Raw genomic sequence first — 24,625 nt, forward strand, 5'->3', positions numbered from 1 at the left:
TCACATTTAAGAAGCGATAACCTTCCCCAATTTTCGCATAATCAGAGGAGTAGCGTTGATAAGCATCATTATTATTACTACGAATAAAATTAAACTGGTCAATACACGAGTTATTGGTTGAGGCGATAACAATACCATCGAAGAAGGCTGTTTTTTCGTCGTAGCTGTATCGACGCCTGCTTTTATTATGTTATGGCTTACTGCAGGTGTCATCGGGGAATTATTTTTAGCCACATTCGTTGAGCAGGCAGACAGCATGGCCTGGCATCCGATGCTGAATACAACGGCATGTAAATATTTCATATTACTCTTTCCCTTAAAATTAAATCGTGGGGTAAACACCAGACCAGAATCATTAATATTCTGCCGTAACAGAAATTAACAGCGCCCGATTTTCAATGAAGACTCATAGATTTCAATAGTAAGAGAAGGCCATTAACATCAGATACTTATATCCAAATAAAATCAATAAACAACACAATTCACTACAACTCACAATAAAATAAAAGGAAACACCAATTAATATAAAACAATAAATAATTAAAAACCAATTTATATAACAGAAACAAAGCGTATTAATGTCTTCTATTCTGTCAATCAACAAGAAAAAACATTAACTTATTGACAATAAATGCCCACTGGACAATATGATGGCACTATCACTCTTTTATCAGGCAGGTAAGTAAAAGAGAAATTTACTGAGAAGCATAACAGATGTCGTTATAAAGCGCATGGTTACACGACTTTCTAACAACTTTACGTTAATTCGGTTCATTAACACTGTAGCAAGGATGGTTACGCAAGGTATTCTTATGCAATTTATTATTGATAAGGACATTTATTTCAGACCTGCCGATGGCGCCATATGGCGTATCGACACTGAAAACGAAAAAAAACATTTAACGCTCACCAACAGCCGATTACTGACTTATTTAATTGAACACCGGGGAGAAGTCATAACCCGGGATGCTGTTTTTCAATCAGTTTGGGAAGCATATGGATTGCACTCGTCAAATAACACACTGAATCAGTACATATCGCTGTTACGACGAATATTCACCGATTTTGGCGCAGGCCCTCAACTGATTAAAACCATTCCTAAAACCGGTTTTATGTTTAACGCTGAAGTACATATTTTGCGCGAGGCGGAGGAAAATAAAACCAGTAAACCGGATAAGCGTGATGAGACACCACCACGCTATAAACAGATCGCGCGGGTATCGCTCCCGGCTCTGCTCCTTATTTCGTTACTCATCAGTCTGTGGCTGTGGCAACGTCAGGAGGAGAGCGAGCGCTTCACCGCCGTTTGCTGGCAAATGAAGGAGATGAAACAGTGTGAAATCTTCTCCCTTGAGGGTAACAACACGCTGCGGGCGCTCTCTTCCGCCGAAAAGATGAAATATATGAAGCTGATTGAAGACAGGGTTGTCGAGTGTCAGCCCACCCCGCTGGCTGTGGTGCAAAAAACCGATGTCCTGACAGCGTCTCCGTGATTAACGCAATCCATCGCAGACAGGAGTGATGTGGAAACGAAAGATAAAAAAAGAGCGGGGATGAGCCCGCTCTTTTTTGTTGAACTCACGGCAGAGTAAACCCTGCTCATGTGTCCGGCAGCAATTACATCATGCCGCCCATACCGCCCATGCCGCCCATACCGCCAGCAGCACCTAAGTCCGGCGCGTCGCCTTTCGGCAGGTCAGTCACCATGCACTCGGTGGTGATCATCAGACCGGCTACAGATGCCGCGTACTGCAGAGCAGAACGAGTCACTTTAGTCGGATCCAGGATACCCATGTCGATCATGTTGCCGTATTCTTCCGTTGCTGCGTTGTAACCGTAGTTACCGTCGCCTGCTTTAACGGTGTTAGCTACCACAGACGGCTCTTCGCCGCAGTTCAGCACGATCTGACGCAGCGGAGCTTCCATTGCGCGCAGCGCAACTTTGATACCCACGTTCTGGTCTTCGTTCTGGCCTTTCAGGTCAGCGATTTTGCTTGCTACGCGGATCAGCGCAACGCCACCGCCAGCAACCACGCCTTCTTCTACCGCAGCACGGGTCGCGTGCAGGGCATCTTCAACGCGGGCTTTTTTCTCTTTCATTTCAACTTCGGTAGCAGCACCGACTTTGATAACCGCAACGCCGCCTGCCAGTTTCGCTACACGCTCCTGCAGTTTTTCACGGTCGTAATCAGAGGTCGCTTCTTCGATCTGCTGACGGATCTGAGTTACACGGCCCTGGATAGCGGTTTCTTCACCCACGCCATCGATGATGGTGGTGGTGTCTTTGTTGATCACAACGCGTTTAGCCTGACCCAGGTCTTCCAGGGTTGCTTTTTCCAGTTCCATACCGATTTCTTCAGAAATCACGGTACCACCGGTCAGGGTTGCGATGTCCTGCAGCATAGCTTTACGACGATCGCCGAAGCCAGGCGCTTTCACCGCAGCCACTTTCACGATGCCACGCATGGTGTTAACCACCAGGGTAGCCAGCGCTTCGCCTTCCACGTCTTCAGCGATAATAACCAGCGGTTTGCCGGCTTTCGCAACAGCTTCCAGAACCGGCAGCATTTCACGGATGTTGGACACTTTTTTGTCAGCCAGCAGGATGAACGGGCTTTCCAGTTCTACAGCGCCAGTTTCCGGCTTGTTGATGAAGTAAGGAGACAGGTAACCGCGGTCAAACTGCATACCTTCAACCACGTCCAGCTCGTCCTGCAGACCGGTGCCGTCTTCAACGGTGATCACGCCTTCTTTACCAACTTTGTCCATCGCTTCTGCAATCAGTTTACCGACGGTTTCATCGGAGTTCGCAGAGATGGTACCAACCTGAGCAATGGCTTTGGAGTCAGAGCACGGTACAGACAGCGCTTTCAGTTCTTCAACCGCAGCCGCGACAGCTTTGTCGATACCACGTTTCAGATCCATCGGGTTCATACCCGCAGCAACAGCTTTCAGGCCTTCAGTGATGATGGACTGCGCCAGTACGGTTGCGGTGGTGGTACCGTCGCCTGCAGCGTCGTTCGCTTTGGAGGCCACTTCTTTCACCATCTGCGCACCCATGTTTTCGAACTTGTCTTCCAGTTCGATTTCACGCGCGACGGAAACACCATCTTTGGTGATGGTCGGTGCACCGAAAGATTTATCCAGAACCACGTTACGGCCTTTCGGACCGAGGGTAACTTTCACTGCATCTGCCAGAACGTTCACGCCGCGCAGCATTTTTACACGGGCGTCGTTACCGAATTTTACGTCTTTAGCTGCCATTTTCTCTTTCCTTAAATTCGTTCAGTTTCGCGCGTGAAATTACGCTTCAACAATTGCCAGAATGTCGCTTTCGGACATGATCAGCACTTCTTCGTTGTCGATCTTCTCGGCTTTAACACCGTAGCCATCGTTGAAAATCACGATATCGCCCACTTTAACGTCCAGCGGTTGCACCGTACCGTTTTCCAGGATGCGACCCTTACCGACAGCGATGATTTCGCCACGCGTTGATTTGCCTGCTGCAGAACCGGTCAGAACGATGCCGCCAGCGGATTTGGATTCAACTTCTTTACGTTTGACGATCACACGATCATGTAACGGACGAATACTCATTGATAGCTCTCCTTTGAGGAAGTCTTTATCAGTTATGGATGACGCCGGTCCGCACAGGGATCTCCGGCTGGTGACCTGAGAGATGGGGGTCGATTTTTCCCCCTTCAAGGGGGAAGAACAAAAAAAATTTACGAAAGTGCGTCAATGCGCAAAAGTGCGGAAAATAGCAGCACTGCTGGTCCAGCCATAAGGAAAACCGATTGTGATAACATCCCTTTTCTTGAAGTCAGTCAGACAGAGGTTGATGCAGGGACAATGGGCGGATTAAAACAAGAGCTGGGGCTGGCTCAGGGCATCGGGTTGCTTTCCACCTCCTTACTTGGCACCGGCGTTTTTGCGGTACCGGCGTTAGCCGCCGTGGCTGCAGGTAACAGTAGTTTATGGGCATGGCCGTTGCTGATTGCACTGGTATTTCCGGTGGCGATTGTTTTTGCCGTGCTGGGTCGTCACTTTCCCAGCGCAGGCGGGGTCGCGCACTTTGTCGGCATGGCGTTTGGTCCGCGTCTGGAACGGGTAACGGGCTGGCTGTTTCTCTCGGTGATCCCGGTAGGGTTACCGGCCGCATTGCATATTGCCGCTGGCTTCTGGCAGGGCATGTTTGGCTGGCAAGGCTCGCAGTTGCTGATGACGGAGTTGGGCACGCTGGCGCTGATTTGGTTTTTAGGCACGCGCGGCGCTGGCTCCAGCGCCAATCTGCAATCGATCATTGCGTTGCTGATTGTTGCGCTGATTGTCGCTATCTGGTGGCGCGGCGATATTCACTTCGCGGACATTGCCTTCCCGCCGTTACCGCAGGTATCGGTGTCGGAGATGTCCTCATCGCTGGCGGTCATGTTCTGGTGCTTCGTTGGGCTGGAGGCTTTCGCCCACCTGGCCTCCGAGTTCAAAAACCCGGAACGCGATTTTCCCCGGGCACTCATGATAGGCCTGCTATTGGCGGGGTCGGTGTACTGGGGTTGTACCGTGGTGGTGCTGCACTTTGACCTGTGGCGCGATCAGGGCGCGGCGGCGTCATTACCGGTGATTGTGGTCGAACTGTTCGGCAAGCAGGCGTTGTGGATCGCCTGCATCATTGGTTATCTGGCCTGCTTTGCCAGCCTGAATATTTACATTCAGAGCTTCGCCCGGCTGGTGTGGTCACAGGCAATGTACAAGCCGGATAGCGCGCTGGCGCGCCTCTCCGGGCGACAGCTACCGCAACATGCGTTAAGCGCGGTGATCCTCTGCTGCATCTTCTGCACCCTCGCGATTTACGCATTCAGCATTAATCTCGATACGCTGATCATCTACGCGAACGGGATTTTCATCACTATCTATCTGCTGTGTATGCTGGCGGGTTGTCGGTTGCTGAAGGGGCGCTACAAAGCGCTGGCGATCGTGGGTAGCGTGCTGTGTTTACTGTTACTGGTGGTTCCCGGCTGGAAAAGTCTCTATGCGGTATTCATGTTCGCCGCGCTATGGCTCTTTTTACCCAAACGTCGGATCGCCCCCTCCCCCTCCGTTCACTCATAAAACAAGCCCGGCATCGCCGGGCATCCTGTTTAGCGGTCGTCTTTGTTATCCAGGCGATCGCGCTGATCGTCTTTACGCTGATACTCCCCTTCGAAGGTCTCTCCACCGCCGCTTCCCGCGCCAAAACCACCACCAGGCATGCGCGAAAAACGCAAATGCGGCATCAGTTTCAGCGTCAGGTGTTTTTGCACCGGCGGCAGCAGGAGCAACAGGCCAAGGAAATCGGTAAAGAACCCTGGCAGCACCAGCAACAGACCCGCGATAATCAGCGACACGCTTTTGATCATCTCTGCCGCCGGGCTTTCACCCGCCGCCATTTTCTGCTGCATCAGCATAAAGTTCTTGAAGCCCTGGTTACGCACCAGCGACATGCCGATCACCGAGGTAAAGATCACCAGAATCAGCGTCATCAGAACGCCAAAGACATGCGCGACCTGAATAAAAATCGAAATCTCAATATAAACGTATAAAAAAATGGCAATAAACGGTATCCAGCGCACTGGCTTCTCCTGTCGGCGGACAGACGCCCTGTGGCGGCTGTCTGAATGAGTTTGCGAATCGCATGGTTACTGAGATGGTGGCGAATGCGGAAAATTCAATTTCCCGGCGGATGAAAATTTTCGGTCTGTCACGAAGCGGTGACTCATTTCACATATTAATAATTATGATGCAACGGCGAATATAATAAGTGATCAAGATTACGGCATTTCGCTATCATCAGCATATCATTCCGGGTATCGGGCCGATTATGGGGATAATCGTCGGTCGGAAAAGACACATAACCACATTAATACTGTGTGTTTGGTGTATTCATTCGTAGCTTGAAAAAGAAGGTTCACATGTTAAACAACATTCGTATCGAAGAAGATTTGTTAGGTACCAGGGAAGTGCCGGCGGATGCCTACTACGGCGTGCATACTCTGAGAGCGATTGAAAACTTTTACATCAGCAACAGCAAAATCAGCGACATACCTGAGTTTGTTCGTGGCATGGTAATGGTGAAGAAAGCGGCGGCGCTGGCGAACAAAGAGCTGCAAACCATCCCTAAAAGTATCGCGAACACTATCGTTGCCGCATGTGATGAGATCCTGAACAACGGCAAATGCATGGATCAGTTCCCGGTAGACGTCTATCAGGGCGGCGCAGGAACCTCCGTGAACATGAACACCAACGAGGTGCTGGCCAACATTGGCCTGGAGCTGATGGGCCACCAGAAAGGCGAATACCAGTTCCTGAACCCGAATGATCATGTGAACAAATGCCAGTCCACCAACGACGCCTACCCGACCGGCTTCCGTATTGCGGTCTATGCCTCTATCGTCAAACTGGTTGATGCCATTAAACAACTGGGCGAAGGCTTCGAGAATAAAGCCGTTGAGTTCCAGGACATCCTGAAAATGGGCCGCACACAGTTGCAGGACGCCGTTCCGATGACGCTCGGTCAGGAGTTCCATGCCTTCAACGTGCTGCTGAATGAAGAAACCAAAAACCTGCTGCGGACATCCGAGCTGCTGCTGGAAGTGAACCTCGGCGCGACCGCGATCGGTACGCGTCTCAACACGCCGGATGGCTACCAGCAACTGGCGGTGCAGAAACTGGCGGAAGTCAGCAACCTGCCGGTAGTCCCTGCGGAAGACCTGATTGAAGCAACGTCTGACTGCGGCGCATATGTGATGGTGCACAGCTCGCTGAAACGTCTGGCGGTCAAACTCTCCAAAATCTGTAATGACCTGCGTCTGCTCTCTTCCGGCCCACGCGCCGGGCTGAACGAAATCAACCTGCCGGAGTTGCAGGCGGGTTCCTCCATCATGCCAGCCAAAGTGAACCCGGTAGTGCCGGAAGTGGTGAACCAGGTGTGCTTTAAAGTTATCGGCAACGATATCACCGTCACCATGGCCTCCGAAGCGGGTCAGCTACAGCTCAACGTGATGGAACCGGTGATCGGCCAGGCGATGTTTGAGTCGATTCATATCCTGACCAATGCCTGCTACAACCTGCTGGAAAAATGCATTAACGGCATTACCGCCAACAAAGCAGTGTGCGAAGGCTATGTGTACAACTCCATCGGCATCGTCACTTATCTCAACCCGTTTATCGGCCATCACAACGGCGATATCGTCGGCAAGATTTGCGCCGAAACGGGCAAGAGCGTACGGGAAGTGGTGCTGGAGCGCGGCTTGCTGACGGAAGCCGAACTGGATGACATCTTCTCGGCGCAGAACCTGATGCACCCGGCCTACAAAGCGAAACGTTATACCGATGAAAGTGAACAGTAACCCCTACGGCTAAACAGACAAAAGGCACGCCCTGAACGGTGTGCCTTTTTCTTTTGGATGGTTACTAAACTATAACAATTCGATATCACTTAGTTAAACAAGGAAGCCAACTATGTTTGCTGCAGAACTTGTCCTCGTCCTGATCGCCATCTACCTTGGTGCCAGACTCGGCGGCATCGGCATTGGTTTTGCCGGTGGTTTCGGGGTGCTCATACTGACGCTCTTTTTTCAAATCAAACCCGGCGCAATACCGTTCGACGTTATTGAAATCATTATGGCGGTCATCGCCGCTATCGCCGCCATGCAAGTCGCAGGAGGGATGGATTATCTGGTCAGTTTGGCGGAACGCATGTTACGCCGCCACCCGAAATACATTACCTTTCTCGCCCCGCTGGTGACCTGGTTTATGACCATTCTCGCTGGTACCGGGCATACCGCATTCTCCACGCTACCGGTGATAACGGAAGTGGCGAAAGAGCAAGGCATTCGCCCATCCCGCCCGCTGTCCATCGCCGTGGTGGCCTCGCAAATCGCTATTACCGCATCGCCCATTTCCGCCGCAGTGGTCTTTTTCGCCGGGATCCTGGAGCCGCTCGGAGTGAGCTACCTGACATTGCTGGCGATCTGTATTCCGGTCACGCTGATTGCCGTAATGATCACTGCCGTGGTGTGTAACTTCCTTGGCTGCGAACTGAAAGACGACCCGATTTACCAGGAGCGTCTGGCGAAGGGAGAAGTGAAACTGCGCGGCAGCCAGGTTTTCGCGCTGAAACCGCATGCCAAACGCTCGGTGCTGCTGTTTCTGATCGGCATTATTGCGGTAATGCTGTACGCCACGGCCATCAGCCCCACCGTCGGCTTGATCGCCAACCCGGTGCTGCCGCGTAACGAAGCGATTGTGGTCTTTATGCTGACTATCGCGACGCTTATCTGCCTGACCTGCAAAATCGACACCGGAGAGATCCTCAACGCCGGGACCTTTAAATCCGGGATGAGCGCCTGCGTCTGTGTGCTCGGCGTCGCCTGGCTGGGCGACACCTTTGTAAAACATCACATCGAAGATATCCAGATGGTGGCGGGCGACCTGCTGCACAGCTACCCGTGGCTGCTGGCGGTGGTGCTGTTCTTCGCCGCAACCCTGCTCTACTCGCAGGCGGCGACCACCAAAGCCCTGATGCCTGCCGCTCTGCTGCTCGGCGTTACGCCGCTTACCGCGATTGCCTCGTTTGCGGCGGTTTCTGCGCTGTTCGTGCTGCCGACCTACCCGACCCTGCTGGCGGCGGTCGAAATGGACGACACCGGTTCAACGCGAATTGGTAAGTTTGTCTTTAACCACGCGTTTCTGATACCCGGCGTGATCGCCATTGCGCTGTGCGTGATCCTGGGCTTCGTGTTCGGCGGTATCCTGTTGTAAAAGTGCTTAAAATCGGGCCGCCTGGCGGCCCGATCCGTCTTCGCGTGGTATAGTCGATGTTTTCGCTGCTACGAGGTTGACGATGAACACGCCTGACGCCGTTGTTGTACTCTGCACTGCCCCGGATGAAGCCACCGCCCAGGATCTGGCGGCAAAAGCGCTGGCGGATAAACTCGCTGCCTGCGTCACCATTTTGCCGGGCGCCACTTCGCTCTATTACTGGGAAGGCAAGCTGGAGCAAGAGTACGAAGTTCAGCTATTGCTGAAAACCGACGTCGCCCATCTCGAAGATCTCTTCGCTTGTATAAAATCGCACCACCCGTATCAGACCCCGGAATTACTGGCTTTACCCGTTACCCACGGAGATTACGACTACCTCTCATGGCTCAACGCATCCTTACGCTGATCCTGCTGCTGTGCAGCACATCCGCCTTTGCCGGATTATTTGACGCGCCCGGCAGCTCTGACTTTGTGCCTGCCGATCAGGCCTTTGTTTTCGATTTTCAGCAACATCAGCATGATTTGACCCTCAACTGGCAGGTGAAAAAAGGCTACTACCTTTATCGCCAGCAGATCCGCGTTACGCCTGCGCAGGCAAGTATCGGCCACCTTTCGCTGCCGCAAGGGGAGATGCACGAAGATGAGTTTTACGGCAAAACAGACATTTACCGCCAGCAACTGAGCGTGCCGCTTAAGGTGACTCAGGCGGCGAAAGGCGCAACGCTGACCGTCACTTACCAGGGCTGTGCCGACGCCGGATTCTGCTACCCGCCGGAAACCAAAGTCGTGCCGCTGATGGACGTGGTGGCAACGACCAGCAACACCCCCACTTCTGTTGCCCCTGGCGCTTCCGGGACTGCTGTTCCCACTACCGCTTCCGGAACGGCTATTCCCCCTGCCACATCCGGAACGGCTATTCCCCCTCTCCCCTCGGGGGAGAGGGCCGGGGTGAGGGGAAATGCACTGCCCTTCTCCGCACTCTGGGCGCTGCTGATCGGCATCGGCATTGCCTTTACCCCCTGCGTATTGCCTATGTATCCACTGATTTCCGGCATCGTGCTCGGCAGCAAGCAACGTCTCGCCACACCGCGTGCGTTACTGCTGGCATTCATCTACGTCCAGGGGATGGCGCTCACTTACACCGCGCTGGGGCTGGTGGTTGCGGCCGCTGGGTTATCGTTCCAGGCCGCATTACAGCATCCGTATGTGCTGATCGGCCTCTCCGCGCTGTTTAGTCTGCTGGCACTCTCCATGTTTGGCCTGTTTACGCTGCAACTTCCCTCTGCTCTGCAAACCCGCCTGACGCTGTGGAGTAACCAGCAGCAAGGCGGATCGATGGGCGGCGTGTTCGCCATGGGTGCGATTGCCGGGCTGATTTGCTCTCCCTGCACCACCGCGCCGCTGAGCGCCATCCTGCTGTACATCGCCCAGAGTGGCAACCTGTGGCTCGGCGGCGGTACGCTCTATCTCTATGCACTGGGTATGGGGCTGCCGCTGGTACTGGTCACCGTGTTCGGTAACCGGCTGCTGCCGAAAAGCGGGCCGTGGATGGAGCAGGTCAAAATCGCCTTCGGGTTTGTGATCCTCGCCCTGCCCGTGTTCCTGCTGGAGCGTGTGCTTGGCGATATCTGGGGATTACGCATGTGGGCGCTGTTAGGCATCGCGTTTTTCACCTGGGCGTTTATCACCAGCCTCAGCGCAAAGCGCCCCATTGTGCGCGTGCTGCAAATTGCCCTGCTCGGCGCAGCGCTGGTGTGTGCACGCCCGCTACAAGATTGGGTCTTCGGCACACCAACCGCACAGACGCACGCACCGCTGGCATTTACAACAGTGAAAACCGTGGACGAATTGAACCAGGCACTGGCGCAGGCCAGGGGTCGCCCTGTGATGCTGGATCTCTATGCTGAGTGGTGCGTGGCCTGCAAAGAGTTTGAGAAGTACACCTTTAGCGATCCGCAGGTACAGGCAGCGCTAAAAAATACGCTGTTATTGCAGGCGGACGTCACCGCCAATAACGCCCGGGATGCGGCGCTGCTGCGGCACCTGAACGTGCTCGGCCTGCCGACGATCCTGTTTTTTGATACCCAGGGGCAAGAGCAGCCTGCGGCCAGAGTAACCGGATTTATGGACGCCGCCGCCTTTGCCTCACATTTGCGCAATCAAGCCCCGTAAACAACACTTGGTTGGGGGAATACGCTTCACATAACGGAGGACATCACCGTGCAACGCGAAGACGTTTTGAGCCAAACTTTACAGTTGCTTGAATTAAAAGGGATTGCAGACACCACGCTGGAGATGGTCGCCGAACGCATTGATTACCCCATTGATGAGTTCCGCCGTTTCTGGCCGGATAAAGAAGCACTGCTGTATGACGCCCTGCGCTATCTAAGCCAGCAGGTGGATATCTGGCGCAGGCAGCTATTGCTGAATGAAGAACTGAGCAGTGAACAGAAGCTCCTTGCACGCTACGGTGCGCTGACTGAGTGCGTCAGCAATAACCGCTATCCCGGCTGTCTGTTCATCGCCGCGTGCACCTTCTTTCCCGATCCGGGTCATCCCATTCACCAACTGGCGGATCAGCAAAAACGCGACGCCCACGACTTTACGCATGAATTGCTGACCCGGCTGGAAGTGGACGATCCGGCGATGGTGGCGAAGCAGATGGAGCTGGTGCTGGAAGGCTGCCTGAGCCGGATGCTGGTGAACCGCAGCCAGGCCGATGTCGATACCGCACAGCGGCTGGCGGAAGATATTTTGCGTTTCGCCCGCTGCCGCCAGGGTGGCGCGCTGACTTAAACGCCAAACAGTCCCGCCCAGGCGGAGGCCAGCAAGCAGAGCGCCATCCCGCGCTGAAACCAGACAAGGGATGTCGCCGTGCGAAACAGCCGGTTGGCCGCTTTGCCCAACAGCGTCCATGCGCTCAGGCAAATCAGGGAGATCAGTAAAAACCACAGCGACAGCAGCGATACCTCGCGCAGCGGTTGACCGCTGTGCGGGGCAAACAGACTCACCACCGCCAGCGCCATCATCCAGGTTTTAGGGTTGATCAACTGCAACATGGCCGCCGCGCGACCACTAAAGGGGCGCTGTGCTTCGCCCTGTAAATCTGTGGCGGGAGCAGAAAAGAGTTGCCAGCTCATCCAGCTTAGCCACAGCGCGCCAGCCCAGCTCATCACCTCACGCACCAGCGGGTAGTCCCGCAGGATCTCCCCGGCACCCGCGCCGGAGATAAAAACGATCAGGCTCGCCGCCACACACGCACCCACCACTGCGGGCAGCGTCGCTTTAACGCCAAAGCGCTGACTACTGGCGAGGATCAGGATATTTGTCGGCCCCGGCGTAATCGAGGCGACAAACGCGAAGAGTAAGAACGGCAAAGAGTTATGCAGCAGATTCACAATCGGGCTCCTTAGTCATGAGCCTCAGACTGTGGCGTTATTTTTCCGTATCGTCTGGAAGATTTGTGCACAACCTGCGGTAATGCGCGGGCGACAGGCGATAAGCCCGCTGAAACCAGCGCCCGAGATGGCTCTGATCGGCAAAGCCTAATGCGGCGGCAACGCTGGCCGGTTGTGCGCCTTGCGCCAGTTGCGCGCGCGCCGTGGCAAGGCGAAGCTGAATCAGCCAGGCATGCGGACTTAAGTGGAATTCGCGCTTAAAACAGCGCGTCAGCGTAAAGCGATCGGTGCCGGTTTCCCGCGCCAGGTCCGACAACCCAATGTTGTCACCAATATGTGCATAAAGATAATCCCTGGCGCGGTGGGCTATCGCCGCGCTTTGCACCTGCGAAGGCAGCCGCTTATGCCACTGGCAATGGTGCGTCAGCTGACTAAGCAGCGTATCCATGGCGCTTTGCTGGACAATACGCATCTCTTCGCGGTGCAGCGCGTAAAAGGTCTGCGCAATCGCACCGATCAGCAGCGGTTCGCGGGCGATAGTATGAGAAAAATGGAGTGAATAGCTGGACGGCACCGACTCATACAGGCCGCGTAACGTATCGCTGAGCCAGTGTTCATCAAGATAAAAGGTCAGGTAGGTAAAACCGCCGGCAACGGGCGCATCGCCATCGTGGATCTCGCCCGGTTCCAGTAAAAAAGCGTCGCCCGGCCTGCTGCGATGACGCTCGCGGCGGCAATGAAACTGCTGAGTGCCCGCCAGCGTGATCCCCACCAGGTAGCTATCGTGCCAGTGCGGATCGTATGCGTGCCCTTCAAAGTGAGCGCGAATTGTTTCAATGCCGGTGTCTGCATGCTGCCGCAGTTCCAGCCAGTCATTAGCCATAGAGCCTCCGGAGCGCCTTCAGATTTTCTAGCATTCCTCGCCGGTCAATAAAAGTCTGGAAGATTTGTGCAATTCCCGTTTTACGCCGCAGAATCGCACAGATTGCCGCAAAGTTGAGCAACCGGTTAGCATTTAAAGAAATAAGGTTGACGCCTTAAGACGATTAAGGTTTAATGCGCCCCGTTGCCCGGATAGCTCAGTCGGTAGAGCAGGGGATTGAAAATCCCCGTGTCCTTGGTTCGATTCCGAGTCCGGGCACCACTATTTAAAGAACCCGCCCAAAAGGCGGGTTTTTGCTTTTCTGCTTCCGGACTCTTCATCGAACTTCGTTCGATTATTCGCCGCAAGCGGCTCACCCCTTCGGGGCCAGCGCGGCAAGCGCGCTGTTCAACACATTCATCTACAGCGTCTCCTCAGGCTATCGCTATTCGCCAGCACACAGCTTAACAGTCATGGTCAGGCAACAACTGCATGCCATTCTTGCTTCTTTCTGCACCTACGGAAATTAAACTCGGAGGAATCCTGGGGAAAATAACTCAAACCAGGAGGTTAATATCCCGCCGGGATTACTCCGAAATGTCTTTATATAGGTTCATCCTCGGTACCCAAAAATTCGAAACATAAGAAGCAATAGATTTTGGTAGAAATACCAACTTGCTGCAGCGTTTGAATCACAATGAAGGATTATGTATGACGTGGGTGTATGAGCAAAGCACCGGTAATTTAAGCCACAATGGTAAATTAATAGGCAAGGGATACGCAGGAAAGGGCGCGGGAAAAAACAATGCACAGATGGAAGGAACGCCTAACATGGGTCCTCTGCCAAAAGGTAAATATTCAATTACAGGTCACCCCTTTCATCACCCCCATACCGGAGCGTACTCGCTTCGGTTGCATCCAAATGCTGAAAATACCATGTATGGGCGCTCTGGCTTCCTGATTCATGGTGATAGCGTAAAGCATCCCGGTACGGCTTCTAATGGTTGTATCATTCTGCCTCTGTTTATTCGCCAGAAAATCTGGAGCAGCGGAGATAAGTCACTTGAGGTTGTAAAATGAACAAATACATCATAAGCCTGTTGGCTATATTACCTTTTTCTACCATGGCCGCCTCTCCCGACTGTCATTCATGGCCAATGAATATGGCTGAAGCCTGGATGAAGAATGCTGGCATCGTTGACATCGCAAATCTGGATGAATCGAAAACAGAGGTCAAACAACTGGCATCAGAAAAAAAAGGAAAAGATCTTTACACCCAAGTTTATCACTTTGTCTTCCATGATAAATCAGGCAGTCGCTATGAAGTTATCACCCAAAGCGATGCCTCCAGTACTGAGTGTTCTATAAGCGAAGTGAATAGTTTTCTGGTGTCCAAAAAAGACATCACTCACTAGGCTTATGTGAATAATTAGCGAAATTGTATTTCGCATAGCCACATCACAGCGCATCTGACCTATTGAGTCTGTTGCTGAAGACAGTACGGGAATTTTACTCATCAAGCCCAGCCAATCAGAGCCTGGAAATACGGGGATTAAAAATCCCCGTATTCTTGAGGCGCTTATTCGCCACAAACTCACTCACCCTTCTTCTCTCCGGTAAACCGGAACTTTGCGGGTTGTGCCGGTCAGATTATCGGACACCTCTGTTTCGGCTGTGGCGATTCGCACACCGGCCTTTCTGAGTCGCTGAATATCAGCGGCAATACGCTGGCTGCCAAACCAGAACAACGCATCAAGTGCGGTGACCTGCAAGCCCTGCTCCAGCGCCAGCTTCAGGCGTTCTCGCGGGGCGCGCACCTCTTTGGCGATTTGCTGGTAAGGCGTCGCCGACGTTCCGGTCGGATCAACCCGCCGGATGCGGGTCGACAGGCGGTACTGAAAAGCGTCGGGGATGTCGCTCAAATCGTTTTTCAGGCTATAGACGCAGCCAAAGCGCTTGCCATTGAAAATGACGTTTTTCTGGTTGAGTTGCAGTTCATCCCGCACGCTGGCGATCAGCTGCGGCGCGCGGATCAGCAATAACCGGAAAGGGAGCTCAAAGCTGGTCACGTAGTCCACATTCAGCAATGCAATGCGTAACCGTTCTTCCGCTCCGGCGCGGACTTGCAAACACTCTTGCGCCACATCCGCCCACTGCTGTGTCAGGCGTGGTGTTTCAGCGGCTTCCGCAAAGCTGTATTTTTCGATTTGATAATCAATGATCCCGCTCACCCTGCATGCCCTTCTGCTTGCTCATCCGTATCGGTTGTTCACTTTACCAACACTCGAATATAACCGGAAGATTGCTGTGAAAGAGAAAGTGGAGACCTGGGGAACGTCATTTTGCGCGCAGGATTGTTTTTTAACACTATCGCGCTGATAGTTATCTTTTTCCCGAAACGGATATTCGTATGATTAAGAGCGTTAACCGCACCACGCTGAACGTGGCGGCACTCCTGCTGGCACTGATCCTGGTCTATACCGGTCTGATGGCGAAAGACCGCATCACCTGGCTGATGGAAGTGGTGCCGGTCATGATCGTCGTCCCCCTGCTGCTCGCCACCTGGCGGCGCTACCCGCTAACCGCATTGCTATATGGGCTGATCTTTTTCCATGCCATCATTCTGATGGTCGGCGGGATGTACACTTACGCCAAAGTGCCGATCGGTTTTGATGTGCAGCACCTGTTTGGCCTGAGCCGTAACCCGTATGACAAACTCGGCCACTTCTTCCAGGGGCTGGTTCCGGCGCTGGCGGCGCGGGAGATTCTGCTACGCGGGCGCTATGTGCGCGGCGGAAAAATGCTCGACTTTATTGTCTGCTGCATAGCATTGGCGATCAGCGCCACCTATGAGCTGGTTGAGTGGTGGGCTGCACTGTCGATGGGTCAGGGAGCGGATGAGTTTCTCGGCACCCAGGGCGATCCCTGGGATACGCAATCCGATATGTTCTGCGCCCTGCTGGGTTCGCTGACCACGGTATTGGTGCTGGGACGCTGGCATAAACGACTGCTTCCTTCCTGACGCACCCTGCGGCGAAGGCTGGAGCCGATGTCCTTCGCCGCCTATACTTCAGGCATCACTCTTTCATTGCCCGTAAGCTTATGACCACGCAACCTCTTACCCGCGACTGGCGCTTGCCTGCGGCTTTTGCCGCCCTGGCTGTCGCGCTGTTTGCGCTCTTCACGATCCATGCTCACTGGGGCGCGTTTCTGCAATGGTGCCTGGCCACGCAAATCACCCTGCACCGTTATCTGGTGATGTACCTGCTACAACTGAATAACCATCAGTACGGCGGCGGGCTATGGCTGCTGACCGGGGCTTTTTTCTATGGCGTACTGCATGCCATCGGGCCTGGTCACGGTAAATTTATCGTTACCACTTATCTGAGCACCAACAAAGAGAGCGAGATGGCCGCCCGTGTGGTACCGATGCTGGGCAGTCTGATGCAGGGGGTCAGCGCCATCCTGTTCGTCTTTATTCTGGCGGTGGGGTTTAATCTCGCCGCCGGCGATCTGAGCGAAAGCCGCTGGTATGTGGAAAAGGTCAGCGCCGTGATGATTGGCGGATTTGGCGCTTATGTCGCCTGGCGTGCAATCAACGATCTGCGCCCGCGCACGCTGAACATTCACAGCCTGGCCCCGCTGCATCAGCATAGCGATCGGTGCAGTTGCGGCCATCACGGTGTCGGTGCGGCAACGCAGGGCGACTGGAAAACGCGTCTGGGTGTGATCCTCGCCATTGGCGCGCGCCCGTGCAGCGGTGCGATCATGATTTTGCTGTTCTCAAACGCCCTCGGTATCGTGACATGGGGCATCGCCGCGGTAATGACCATGGCGGTAGGCACGGCGCTGTCCATCATGGGTTTATCGCTGGCGGTGCGCTATGCGCGCAACAGCACAGCGACCTTTTTTGGTGGCAATGCAGGTCAGTTAAGCAAGGTGGTTCCGCTATTGAAAATAGCGGGTGGCGTAGCGTTAATACTGTTTGCCGTGGTGCTGTTTTTAACTGTGATCCCGGTCAGTGCGAACGGGGATTATATTGCCGCCGGCTGCTGATAACGATACGGATGGCGTTACCGCCATCCGCTCATCGTCGGGCTAGTCGTTAATTTTCGGATGCTGCTGCACCAGCCGTGCACGTTTCTCCTGCAACTGCGCAATTTCCTCATCAATATCTTCGATCTTCTGCTCAATATTATCGTGATGCTCCTGCAGGATTTCTTTCGCTTCCTGGATATCCGACGCCGCTGGCGTCGCACCTTTCAGCGGGCGGTTCGCCGTCTCTTTCATGGTCAGGCCGGTAATAAGACCAATCACCGCGATCACCATCAGGTAGTAAGCCGGCATCAGCAGATTGTCAGAGCTTTCCACCAGCCAGGCCGCCAGCGTAGGCGTCAGACCCGCCACCAGCACCGAAATATTAAAGGCGCTGGCCAGCGCGCTATAGCGAATATGCGTGGGGAACATCGCGGGCAGCGTTGAGGCCATCACCCCGGTAAAGCAGTTCAGGATCACCGCCAGCATCAGCAAACCCGCGAAAATCAGACCGATGATGTTGCTGTTAATCATAATGAAGGCCGGAATGGCCAGCGCAAACAGCGCGACGCTCCCCAGCAAAACAAACGGACGACGACCAAAACGGTCGCTCAACAGCCCCATCACTGGCTGAACAAACAGCATGCCGATCATAATGGCGATGATGATCAGCACGCCGTGATCTTCGGAGTAGTGCAGGTTGTGCGACAGGTAGCTTGGCATGTACGTCAGCAACATGTAATAGGTAACGTTGGTGGAAATCACCAGACCAATACAGGTCAGCAGGCTGCGCCAGTGTTGGGTGGCAATCTCTTTGAAGGAGATTTTCGGCCCTTCCTGCAACCCCTGACGATCGCCCTGCTCCAGCTTATCGACGTGCTGCTGGAATGCCGGTGTTTCTTCCAGTGCATGGCGCAAATACAAACCGATAATGCCCAGCGGCAGCGCTAAAAAGAACGGAATACGCCAGCCCCATTCAAGAAAGTTCTCTTCTCCCACAATGGTCGAGAGCAGCACCACAACACCCGCCCCCAGCACAAAACCGGCGATTGAGCCGAAGTCCAGCCAGCTGCCCATAAACCCACGTTTACGGTCCGGGGAGTACTCCGCAACGAAGATGGATGCCCCGGTATATTCCCCGCCCACCGAGAAGCCCTGTGCCATCTTACACAGCAACAGCAATATCGGTGCCCAAATGCCAATCGTGGCGTAAGAGGGAATCAAGCCAATACAGAACGTACTGACCGACATAATCACAATGGTGATAGCGAGGATTTTCTGCCGCCCGTATTTATCGCCGAGCATGCCGAAAAACAGCCCGCCGAGCGGGCGGATCAGAAACGGTACGGAGAAGGTCCCAAGCGCGGCAATCATTTGCACGCTGGGGTTGGCATCCGGGAAGAAGACCTTACCCAGGGCGTAGGCCACAAAGCCGTAAACGCCGAAATCAAACCACTCCATGGCGTTACCCAGTGAGGCGGCGGTAATCGCTTTACGCAGTTTGCCATCATCAATGATGGTCACATCACCCAGGGTGATCGGTTTAATTTTTTTCCTTTTTAACATGCATCGGTTCCTCTTTAGACTTTCGCCCGAACCGCCCGATGTTCCTTTTATTACCGGGCGTTTTTACAGCATTTTCAGCTTTCTTATTCAAGCGTAGCAGGTTTACTTACACTGGCATGGGCAGCCTGTACAACCGAACCTGTTGACGCCTGTTGGGCAGTTAATGACCTTTTTACCCTAGCAGGGTTTTAAAATGTGATCAAATTCACACATTCTCCTCCGTGATAATCAACCCCACTTTTACCGCTCCTCATTCCCTCCGTGATTATTACTCTGCTGCCTTTATTTCCGCCTGGTTTTTCACAACTCATTTACAGCGATTTAATTCGATAAAACATCAGAAAATCTTTACACAAAATATGTGACGAAGATAACTAAAACACTGTTTTATTCTTATTGAATCAATATTCCAAAGATCGGATGATACGCGCAGAAACAGCGGCGTTAGGGTCAATTCTGCGCATAACCAGGGCGCATAGCCCGAATGAAGGCAGGAAATGACCGCGAGCGAACCGATAACATAATCATTTAACTTTTTGAAAGTATTGAATATTAACTTTACCTTTCCTCGCTCATGCTGATGACGGGAAATGAGGGCTCATTATGAAAATCAAGGCCACAATTGAACGTATCCCTGGGGGGATGATGCTGGTCCCGCTGCTATTAGGGGCTATTCTGAATACACTTGCGCCGGATACCGGTGCGTATTTCGGTTCCTTCACCAAAGGCATGATTACCGGCACGGTACCGATTCTGGCGGTATGGTTCTTCTGTATTGGCGCATCCATTGATTTACGCGCCACCGGCACGGTATTACGTAAATCCGGTACGCTGGTGATTACCAAAATCGCCGTTGCGTGGGTCGTTGCCATGATCGCCGCGTCCTTTATTCCGGACACCGGGATCCAGACCGGTTTCTTCGCCGGTCTCTCGGTGCTGGCCATCGTCTCCGCCATGGATATGACCAACGGCGGCCTGTACGCCAGCCTGATGAACCAGTACGGCAGCAAAGAAGAGTCCGGGGCATTTGTGCTGATGTCGCTGGAATCCGGTCCGCTGATGACCATGGTGATCCTCGGCTCCGCGGGCCTGGCCTCCTTTGAACCACACCACTTTGTCGGCGCCGTATTGCCGTTCCTGATCGGTTTTGCGCTCGGTAACCTCGATCACGATCTGCGGGCATTCTTCAGCAAGGCGACGCCGGTGCTGATCCCGTTCTTCGGCTTCGCACTGGGTAACACCATCAATCTGAGCGTGATTCTGGATACCGGTCTGCTGGGTATCTTCCTCGGCGTGGCGGTCATTATCATCACCGGGATCCCGCTGATCATTGCCGACCGCGTGATCGGCGGTGGCAACGGTACCGCCGGTGTGGCAGCCTCTTCCGCTGCTGGCGCAGCGGTGGCTAACCCGGTGATCATCGCGCAGATTAACCCGGCATTTCAGCCTGTCGCCGCTTCCGCAACGGCACTGGTTGCCGCCAGTGTGATTGTGACGGCGATTCTGGTGCCGATCATCACGGCGCTGTATGCAAAGCGTTTCGGCACTCTTCCACAAGCCGCGGACAAAACGGAAACCGCCGTCGAGTCCACCGGGCATTAAGCGCCCACAAAAAAAGCCCGTCAGGGCTTTTTTTGTTCGCTATGTCCTGCAATTAACGACCCGTCCGGCCAGACAATTGCAGGGCACACCAACGGTTAAGCAAAAATCTCATCCACCATCGCCGTCGCGATCCGCGAGGCGGAACAGAGTCGCGGCATACCTAACGCCACCGTTTGCCAGCTCTGCGTCACCGACCAGCAAACCGGATGACGTTCTGCATCGCACCAGTCGCCGAGCCAGCCCAGCAGATCTTTATAATCCATCAACCCGGGCGTCGATGGCGTCGCCAGCCATTGATGATAAAAATGGCGGGTGGTGGGTGCGGCATTAATGCCCTGCGCCAGAAAATCCGCCGCCATCACGCGCAGATTGTCTTTCAGCATATTCGCCACATCTTCATTCGCCAGCCGACAGGCATCGCCAAACGCCCCCCAGCGCAACTCTTCCAGCGCCACGTAACAGCGCCCGGCCATTGACCAGCCGCTGTAGCTCCCGGCGCGCCAGTGGGTAAACACCTGCTCACTATGGTTTCCCGCCTGCACCGCTAACCCACGCTGCGTCAGCGCTTTCTCTTTCCACGCGGCACGCTGGCTAAAATGCTCAACCAGTTCATCGTACTGTTGTTGTAAACCGGGTGTCGCACTGGCAGGACGACTGGTTTGCTGCATAGCCGTCAGTCGCTGGGTAATGCGGGTTAATGCCAGATGACCAGGATCGAGCATGCTGGCCAGTTTTTCAGCCAGCCCAAGGCGGAGCGTATCATTGTCGTTTAACACGCCGGGCATGGCCCACGGGCGCAGCTGCGTTTGCGCCATGATCTCTTGCGTCAGTCTTTCACGGAACAACTGCTGTTGGGGCACGATAGTTGACTGACGAGACGCATCAACGCCTTGCACCAAATCCACGATAAATTTCGGATGGATACTTTCCAGTACGCGTCCGGGCCCTTCCAGGAGTCGATTTTTCATGGTTGATCTGCCGCGAATAGGGTTTGTATGTCATCGCGTAACAGACGAGCGTCCTCGTGGATCCAATTTGCCGTCCGGATACAGTGTTGCAAATGCTGCCGCAACGCCAATACTGACGATTCGTTTTGCTGCCGTATCGCCAGGCTGTCACGCAAACTTTCCTGTAGTCCCGCGAGACTTAACGAGAACTCGGCGAAAAATGTTGCCATCCCTGCCGTAACAGAAACATCGACCTGTGCGGCTAAAGCTTTACGGATTTGTTCACAAAAATGCGCGATATGGTTGATCAATTTCTGATGTAACGAGCCGACATCGATGACATAGCGGGTACGCGTGACCACATAATCATCCCATCCCCAACTGGGGTTATTCAGCCAGCGCGATACCGTTTCCCGCACGCTGCTCGCCCGCGCCGCTTGCCCGGCGGGAACATCTTCCGGCGCAATCACGTTGGTAAACAGCGAGCGGGTATTAAAGTTCAGTGTGCTGGGCTGGAAGGCCGGAAAACTGATACGTGCACGGAAGCCCGCGTGGTTAAGCTCTTCTTTAATACGGGTCTCAATGGGACGCATCGTATCGTTCAGAGAGCGGGTCAGCGTATGCTCCAGTTCATCAAAACGCAGAGCCAGCCCGCGGCTGATGCGCTCCTGTGCCGCCAGCAAAATCGTCTCGCAACCTGAGCGGATTTTACTGATCACAATCTGCGCCTGGCCTTCATCTTCCAGAATAAGCTGGTCCGGGGTTAATCCCGCGTTCAGACGCAGATCCGCCTTGCTGTCGCGGGCTATGCGCACCAGTTTTCCCTCGTGGAACCAGGCATCAATCGCCTCGACGATTTCAAACTGCTGACCATGAATAAAGGTTTCCGCCGCAGCCAGCGCCTCTTCCACTTCGTGCGCAATTTCGTCGCTAACGCTCTCCTGGCTGGTACGCAACAGCGCCATATCCTCTTCCAGACGCGTAATATTGTGCTCCAGCTCCTCATACGCCACCGTTAATCCCTGGTAGCGAAAATCGAGATACTCGCGGGCGCTCTGGGTGTAATTCAATAACTTATGCGAAGCCGAACGCAGCGCGAACAGCGAGGCGTTGGCATGAGCCGCGTGCAACAACTTGCGAATTGGCTGCTCGAACAGCGAGTCTTCCCATAGCAGGTTGGCGGCATGATGAATATGTTCGATATCGTCTAAATCGTCTGTGCGCCAACGACGCCCCAAAGCCGCTTCGGCAAAGTCCTGTACCCAACGCTGATCCTGCGGATGCGGCAAGCGGCCCTGGTTTTTAAGCTCGTGCCGCGCGCGGTTAGCCAGATATCCCCACATGGAAGAGACCGGGAAAATCTGCGTCGGATTAATTTGCCCCTTCATCAGCGTGCCGGAAATCAGCGCCCGAACCTGCTCTTCATCGTCGCTATTGCGATCTTTCTGGTCGAATTTATTCACCAGTGCATACAACGGCACCGAGCGGCCAACCGCGGAAATCGCGCGGCGCACTTCTTCATCCGAAATCGATTTAAGCTGTGTATAGTCCATCACCGCCAGCACGGCAGAGGCGCGGGCTAACTGCTCGCTCAACATTTTTTGCAGGTGGGGCTGCCCGGCTTCGTTTGGCCCCGGGGTGTCCAGCAGCGTCAGTTGACCGAGTTGGTTATCGAGCCCGGCCAGATGAACGAACTCGACTTCAATCACCGGAATATGTTCGATAGAGGCGTAGGCGGAAAAAGGGAAATCCACGTCCAGCGCTTTCGAGAGCCGCACTAAGTCGTTGAGGCTTTTCAAACAGTGGAATATCGGCTGCGCGCCAAGGTAGTGTTTATCAAACGCATTCCCCTGGGCAATACGATCCAGCAGACCGGCCATGTCTTTATCGATTTCCAGCTTTTGCGCCAGCTTTTCGCGATCGTAGTTAAATAGACGGGTCTGCAACTGCTGCGACAGTGCATCGATCGGCCCTACATGAGAAAAATGCAGCACCGGCTCTTTCTGACCAGGCGTGTGTCGAATCAGCGTCGGCAGTGCCGTCATAGGGCGGTTGCGATTGGGCAACACCTCAGTACCCACAATCGCATTGATGGTGGTCGACTTGCCGGCTTTCATGGTGCCAACGATCGCCAGCACCATTTCCAGACGGGTGATTTTCCGTAATTCATTGTGCAGCGTGGCCTGTTGTGCCTCAACGCCGCGCGAACTGAAATGTAAAGGCAGTACGTTGGCATTTTCTGCTGCACCGGGAAGGCTCGTCTCATCAAACGTCGCCGCCGGCATTTTTTTCAACGCCTGGAGATTATGCAAAGAGAGTTGTAACAGCCTCTCTGCCTCCTGGCTTAATTCAAAAATTGTCTGTGTGTGCATGTTAAAAGTCTTTCCTTAACGCAAATTTCTTACTTTTATTTAGCCGCGCAGTTATTTGTTAAGTTTCGGCTTTTATAATTACGTGTGGAAAATATCTTCAAAAAGATAAATACCTGATGGGAATCAGGAAATGATATTTTTATCTCAAAAAATGACAGCAACACCCCTCCGGTCATAAAAAACCAGAGAATTTCAGCGTAGCGCATTTTTGGAAACAGCCAGGATATATCGTCATGTATTTACCCACCCAAATTGAGAGGTAATTATCCCCCAGTGGCGCTGGAGGCAGCAGGTATGACAGTTTGTAGCTAATTACATCAGGTACTACCTGTCACCATATCTGAATTAGTAAATGCTGGCAATTTCCACCCGTAAATATTCCGAATATTAAGCATGAGATAATCCTGATAACGTTTCTGCGATAAGCATCGCTTAAGCGAATGACAGGTTATGTCACCGCTATCACTTTTTTATCCTTTATGAAAAAAAACAATAACAACGGCAAAAGTGCGGTTTTGCTGTATAATTGCGGACTTTTCAGGCAATGCGCCTTTTTGTGTCAGCTAAATGCTGGCCGTGTATGTACTTTTGAGGAAATCCCCTATGCAACTCCCACACTGTCCACAATGTAATTCCGAATACACTTACGAAGATAACGGCATGTTCATTTGCCCGGAATGCGCACATGAGTGGAACACCGCAGAATCCAGTCACGACGCCGACGAATTAATCGTCAAGGATGCAAATGGCAACCTGTTAGCCGACGGCGACAGCGTGACCGTAATTAAAGATTTGAAAGTAAAAGGAAGTTCTTCAATGCTGAAGATCGGTACGAAAGTGAAAAATATTCGTCTGGTGGAAGGCGATCATAATATTGATTGTAAGATCGACGGTTTCGGCCCGATGAAGCTGAAATCTGAATTTGTTAAAAAGAACTAATGTATCGGCGGGAAGTCAGCTTCCCGCCAGATAACTTCCCCCTCTCCACCAGCATTCATCCCTCCGCAATCCACGTATAACGTAAATGAAACATTAACGCTGCAG

Annotated in this window: 23 protein-coding genes and 1 tRNA gene; 14 read left to right on the forward strand and 10 right to left on the reverse strand. The window is 53.4% G+C overall.

The features are described from left to right. Window positions 1–6 precede the first annotated feature (6 nt). A complete protein-coding gene (locus N7922_RS22525) occupies window positions 7–303 on the reverse strand; it encodes a hypothetical protein (RefSeq protein WP_263098355.1) in 297 nt (98 codons plus the stop codon). 509 nt (window positions 304–812) lie between these two features. Between N7922_RS22525 and N7922_RS22530 the strand changes: the two genes are divergently transcribed. Continuing rightward, the gene (locus N7922_RS22530) at window positions 813–1,493 is read left to right on the forward strand and encodes a transcriptional regulator (protein ID WP_263098356.1); all 681 of its coding nucleotides are present in this window, start codon (window positions 813–815) and stop codon (window positions 1,491–1,493) included. Between the two features lie 124 nt (window positions 1,494–1,617). On the opposite strand, the gene groL is transcribed toward N7922_RS22530, so the two are convergent. Together groL and N7922_RS22540 are read right to left on the reverse strand one after the other, a co-directional pair. Continuing rightward, window positions 1,618–3,264 carry a chaperonin GroEL gene (gene groL, locus N7922_RS22535; protein WP_263098357.1) on the reverse strand — a complete coding sequence of 549 codons (1,647 nt, stop codon included), beginning with the start codon at window positions 3,262–3,264 and terminating at the stop codon, window positions 1,618–1,620. Between the two features lie 39 nt (window positions 3,265–3,303). Continuing rightward, window positions 3,304–3,597 (reverse strand): co-chaperone GroES, encoded by a 294-nt coding sequence (locus tag N7922_RS22540; protein ID WP_007372708.1) that lies wholly within the window; start codon window positions 3,595–3,597, stop codon window positions 3,304–3,306. Window positions 3,598–3,852: 255 nt separating this feature from the next. On the opposite strand from N7922_RS22540, the gene yjeH reads away from it, so the two are divergent. After that, window positions 3,853–5,109, forward strand: a complete 1,257-nt coding sequence (gene yjeH, locus N7922_RS22545; protein WP_263098358.1) for an L-methionine/branched-chain amino acid transporter — start codon at window positions 3,853–3,855, stop codon at window positions 5,107–5,109. A 29-nt stretch (window positions 5,110–5,138) separates the two neighbouring features. Here yjeH and N7922_RS22550 read toward each other — a convergent pair whose 3' ends face one another. Further along, a complete protein-coding gene (locus N7922_RS22550) occupies window positions 5,139–5,609 on the reverse strand; it encodes an FxsA family protein (RefSeq protein WP_263098359.1) in 471 nt (156 codons plus the stop codon). A 339-nt stretch (window positions 5,610–5,948) separates the two neighbouring features. Here N7922_RS22550 and aspA point away from each other — a divergent pair, with 339 nt between their 5' ends. The 5 genes from aspA (at window position 5,949) to N7922_RS22575 (ending at window position 11,595) form a co-directional block, all read left to right on the forward strand. Next, window positions 5,949–7,385, forward strand: a complete 1,437-nt coding sequence (gene aspA, locus N7922_RS22555) for an aspartate ammonia-lyase (protein ID WP_263098360.1) — start codon at window positions 5,949–5,951, stop codon at window positions 7,383–7,385. 112 nt (window positions 7,386–7,497) lie between these two features. Beyond that, on the forward strand, window positions 7,498–8,799 hold the full coding sequence (locus tag N7922_RS22560) for an anaerobic C4-dicarboxylate transporter (protein ID WP_263098361.1): 1,302 nt from the start codon (window positions 7,498–7,500) through the stop codon (window positions 8,797–8,799). Between the two features lie 82 nt (window positions 8,800–8,881). Further along, window positions 8,882–9,205, forward strand: a complete 324-nt coding sequence (cutA, locus tag N7922_RS22565; protein ID WP_263098362.1) for a divalent cation tolerance protein CutA — start codon at window positions 8,882–8,884, stop codon at window positions 9,203–9,205. Beyond that, on the forward strand, window positions 9,181–10,971 hold the full coding sequence (locus N7922_RS22570; RefSeq protein WP_263098363.1) for a protein-disulfide reductase DsbD: 1,791 nt from the start codon (window positions 9,181–9,183) through the stop codon (window positions 10,969–10,971). The genes cutA and N7922_RS22570 overlap by 25 nt, the downstream gene beginning before the upstream one ends. A gap of 48 nt (window positions 10,972–11,019) precedes the next feature. Then, window positions 11,020–11,595, forward strand: a complete 576-nt coding sequence (locus tag N7922_RS22575; protein WP_263098364.1) for a transcriptional regulator — start codon at window positions 11,020–11,022, stop codon at window positions 11,593–11,595. Here N7922_RS22575 and N7922_RS22580 read toward each other — a convergent pair. Further along, complete coding sequence (locus tag N7922_RS22580) at window positions 11,592–12,197, reverse strand: LysE family translocator (protein ID WP_263098365.1); 606 nt, start codon at window positions 12,195–12,197, stop codon at window positions 11,592–11,594. The two genes, N7922_RS22575 and N7922_RS22580, sit on opposite strands and share 4 nt — an antisense overlap. Before the next feature lie 37 nt (window positions 12,198–12,234). Continuing rightward, window positions 12,235–13,080: an AraC family transcriptional regulator gene (locus N7922_RS22585; RefSeq protein WP_263098366.1), complete on the reverse strand. Its 846-nt coding sequence runs from the start codon at window positions 13,078–13,080 to the stop codon at window positions 12,235–12,237. Window positions 13,081–13,265: 185 nt separating this feature from the next. Here N7922_RS22585 and N7922_RS22590 point away from each other — a divergent pair. The 3 genes from N7922_RS22590 to N7922_RS22600 all read left to right on the forward strand — a co-directional run bounded on the left by N7922_RS22590 (window position 13,266) and on the right by N7922_RS22600 (window position 14,474). Next, window positions 13,266–13,341, forward strand: a tRNA-Phe gene (locus tag N7922_RS22590). A gap of 429 nt (window positions 13,342–13,770) precedes the next feature. Beyond that, window positions 13,771–14,139, forward strand: a complete 369-nt coding sequence (locus N7922_RS22595; RefSeq protein ID WP_263098367.1) for a DUF2778 domain-containing protein — start codon at window positions 13,771–13,773, stop codon at window positions 14,137–14,139. After that, window positions 14,136–14,474: a hypothetical protein gene (locus N7922_RS22600; RefSeq protein ID WP_263098368.1), complete on the forward strand. Its 339-nt coding sequence runs from the start codon at window positions 14,136–14,138 to the stop codon at window positions 14,472–14,474. Before N7922_RS22595 ends, N7922_RS22600 begins: the two co-directional genes overlap by 4 nt. 183 nt (window positions 14,475–14,657) lie before the next feature. On the opposite strand, the gene N7922_RS22605 is transcribed toward N7922_RS22600, so the two are convergent. After that, on the reverse strand, window positions 14,658–15,290 hold the full coding sequence (locus tag N7922_RS22605; protein ID WP_263098369.1) for a helix-turn-helix domain-containing protein: 633 nt from the start codon (window positions 15,288–15,290) through the stop codon (window positions 14,658–14,660). A gap of 179 nt (window positions 15,291–15,469) precedes the next feature. On the opposite strand from N7922_RS22605, the gene N7922_RS22610 reads away from it, so the two are divergent. Together N7922_RS22610 and N7922_RS22615 are read left to right on the forward strand one after the other, a co-directional pair. After that, a complete protein-coding gene (locus N7922_RS22610) occupies window positions 15,470–16,081 on the forward strand; it encodes a DUF2238 domain-containing protein (protein ID WP_263098370.1) in 612 nt (203 codons plus the stop codon). A gap of 80 nt (window positions 16,082–16,161) precedes the next feature. After that, window positions 16,162–17,115, forward strand: a complete 954-nt coding sequence (locus tag N7922_RS22615) for a nickel/cobalt transporter (RefSeq protein ID WP_263098371.1) — start codon at window positions 16,162–16,164, stop codon at window positions 17,113–17,115. Window positions 17,116–17,157: 42 nt separating this feature from the next. On the opposite strand, the gene proP is transcribed toward N7922_RS22615, so the two are convergent. Next, window positions 17,158–18,660, reverse strand: a complete 1,503-nt coding sequence (gene proP, locus N7922_RS22620; protein ID WP_263098372.1) for a glycine betaine/L-proline transporter ProP — start codon at window positions 18,658–18,660, stop codon at window positions 17,158–17,160. Window positions 18,661–19,263: 603 nt separating this feature from the next. Here proP and kdgT point away from each other — a divergent pair. Further along, entirely contained in the window at window positions 19,264–20,262 is a 999-nt protein-coding gene (kdgT, locus tag N7922_RS22625; protein ID WP_263098373.1) for a 2-keto-3-deoxygluconate transporter, read from the forward strand. A gap of 95 nt (window positions 20,263–20,357) precedes the next feature. Here the strand turns inward: kdgT and N7922_RS22630 are convergent, their stop codons facing one another. After that, window positions 20,358–21,230: a YjcZ-like family protein gene (locus N7922_RS22630; RefSeq protein ID WP_263098374.1), complete on the reverse strand. Its 873-nt coding sequence runs from the start codon at window positions 21,228–21,230 to the stop codon at window positions 20,358–20,360. Then, a complete protein-coding gene (gene crfC, locus N7922_RS22635; protein WP_263098375.1) occupies window positions 21,227–23,581 on the reverse strand; it encodes a clamp-binding protein CrfC in 2,355 nt (784 codons plus the stop codon). Before crfC ends, N7922_RS22630 begins: the two co-directional genes overlap by 4 nt. A 603-nt stretch (window positions 23,582–24,184) precedes the next feature. On the opposite strand from crfC, the gene N7922_RS22640 reads away from it, so the two are divergent. Beyond that, the gene (locus N7922_RS22640) at window positions 24,185–24,520 is read left to right on the forward strand and encodes a zinc ribbon domain-containing protein YjdM (RefSeq protein WP_263098376.1); all 336 of its coding nucleotides are present in this window, start codon (window positions 24,185–24,187) and stop codon (window positions 24,518–24,520) included. Window positions 24,521–24,625 lie beyond the last annotated feature (105 nt).

This window comes from Kosakonia sp. ML.JS2a (assembly GCF_025642095.1).
In the GTDB taxonomy this organism is placed as follows: domain Bacteria; phylum Pseudomonadota; class Gammaproteobacteria; order Enterobacterales; family Enterobacteriaceae.

Bases quoted from the DNA above. Each gene is read 5' to 3' on its own strand.
- cutA (WP_263098362.1), top strand. From the start codon at position 8,882: ATGAACACGCCTGACGCCGTTGTTGTACTCTGCACTGCCCCGGATGAA.
- N7922_RS22600 (WP_263098368.1), top strand. From the start codon at position 14,136: ATGAACAAATACATCATAAGCCTGTTGGCTATATTACCTTTTTCTACC.
- N7922_RS22615 (WP_263098371.1), top strand. From the start codon at position 16,162: ATGACCACGCAACCTCTTACCCGCGACTGGCGCTTGCCTGCGGCTTTT.
- N7922_RS22525 (WP_263098355.1), bottom strand. From the start codon at position 303: ATGAAATATTTACATGCCGTTGTATTCAGCATCGGATGCCAGGCCATG.
- yjeH (WP_263098358.1), top strand. From the start codon at position 3,853: ATGGGCGGATTAAAACAAGAGCTGGGGCTGGCTCAGGGCATCGGGTTG.
- N7922_RS22530 (WP_263098356.1), top strand. From the start codon at position 813: ATGCAATTTATTATTGATAAGGACATTTATTTCAGACCTGCCGATGGC.
- aspA (WP_263098360.1), top strand. From the start codon at position 5,949: ATGTTAAACAACATTCGTATCGAAGAAGATTTGTTAGGTACCAGGGAA.
- N7922_RS22610 (WP_263098370.1), top strand. From the start codon at position 15,470: ATGATTAAGAGCGTTAACCGCACCACGCTGAACGTGGCGGCACTCCTG.
- N7922_RS22630 (WP_263098374.1), bottom strand. From the start codon at position 21,230: ATGAAAAATCGACTCCTGGAAGGGCCCGGACGCGTACTGGAAAGTATC.
- kdgT (WP_263098373.1), top strand. From the start codon at position 19,264: ATGAAAATCAAGGCCACAATTGAACGTATCCCTGGGGGGATGATGCTG.
- N7922_RS22640 (WP_263098376.1), top strand. From the start codon at position 24,185: ATGCAACTCCCACACTGTCCACAATGTAATTCCGAATACACTTACGAA.
- crfC (WP_263098375.1), bottom strand. From the start codon at position 23,581: ATGCACACACAGACAATTTTTGAATTAAGCCAGGAGGCAGAGAGGCTG.
- N7922_RS22585 (WP_263098366.1), bottom strand. From the start codon at position 13,080: ATGGCTAATGACTGGCTGGAACTGCGGCAGCATGCAGACACCGGCATT.
- groL (WP_263098357.1), bottom strand. From the start codon at position 3,264: ATGGCAGCTAAAGACGTAAAATTCGGTAACGACGCCCGTGTAAAAATG.
- N7922_RS22595 (WP_263098367.1), top strand. From the start codon at position 13,771: ATGACGTGGGTGTATGAGCAAAGCACCGGTAATTTAAGCCACAATGGT.
- N7922_RS22540 (WP_007372708.1), bottom strand. From the start codon at position 3,597: ATGAGTATTCGTCCGTTACATGATCGTGTGATCGTCAAACGTAAAGAA.
- proP (WP_263098372.1), bottom strand. From the start codon at position 18,660: ATGTTAAAAAGGAAAAAAATTAAACCGATCACCCTGGGTGATGTGACC.
- N7922_RS22570 (WP_263098363.1), top strand. From the start codon at position 9,181: ATGGCTCAACGCATCCTTACGCTGATCCTGCTGCTGTGCAGCACATCC.
- N7922_RS22560 (WP_263098361.1), top strand. From the start codon at position 7,498: ATGTTTGCTGCAGAACTTGTCCTCGTCCTGATCGCCATCTACCTTGGT.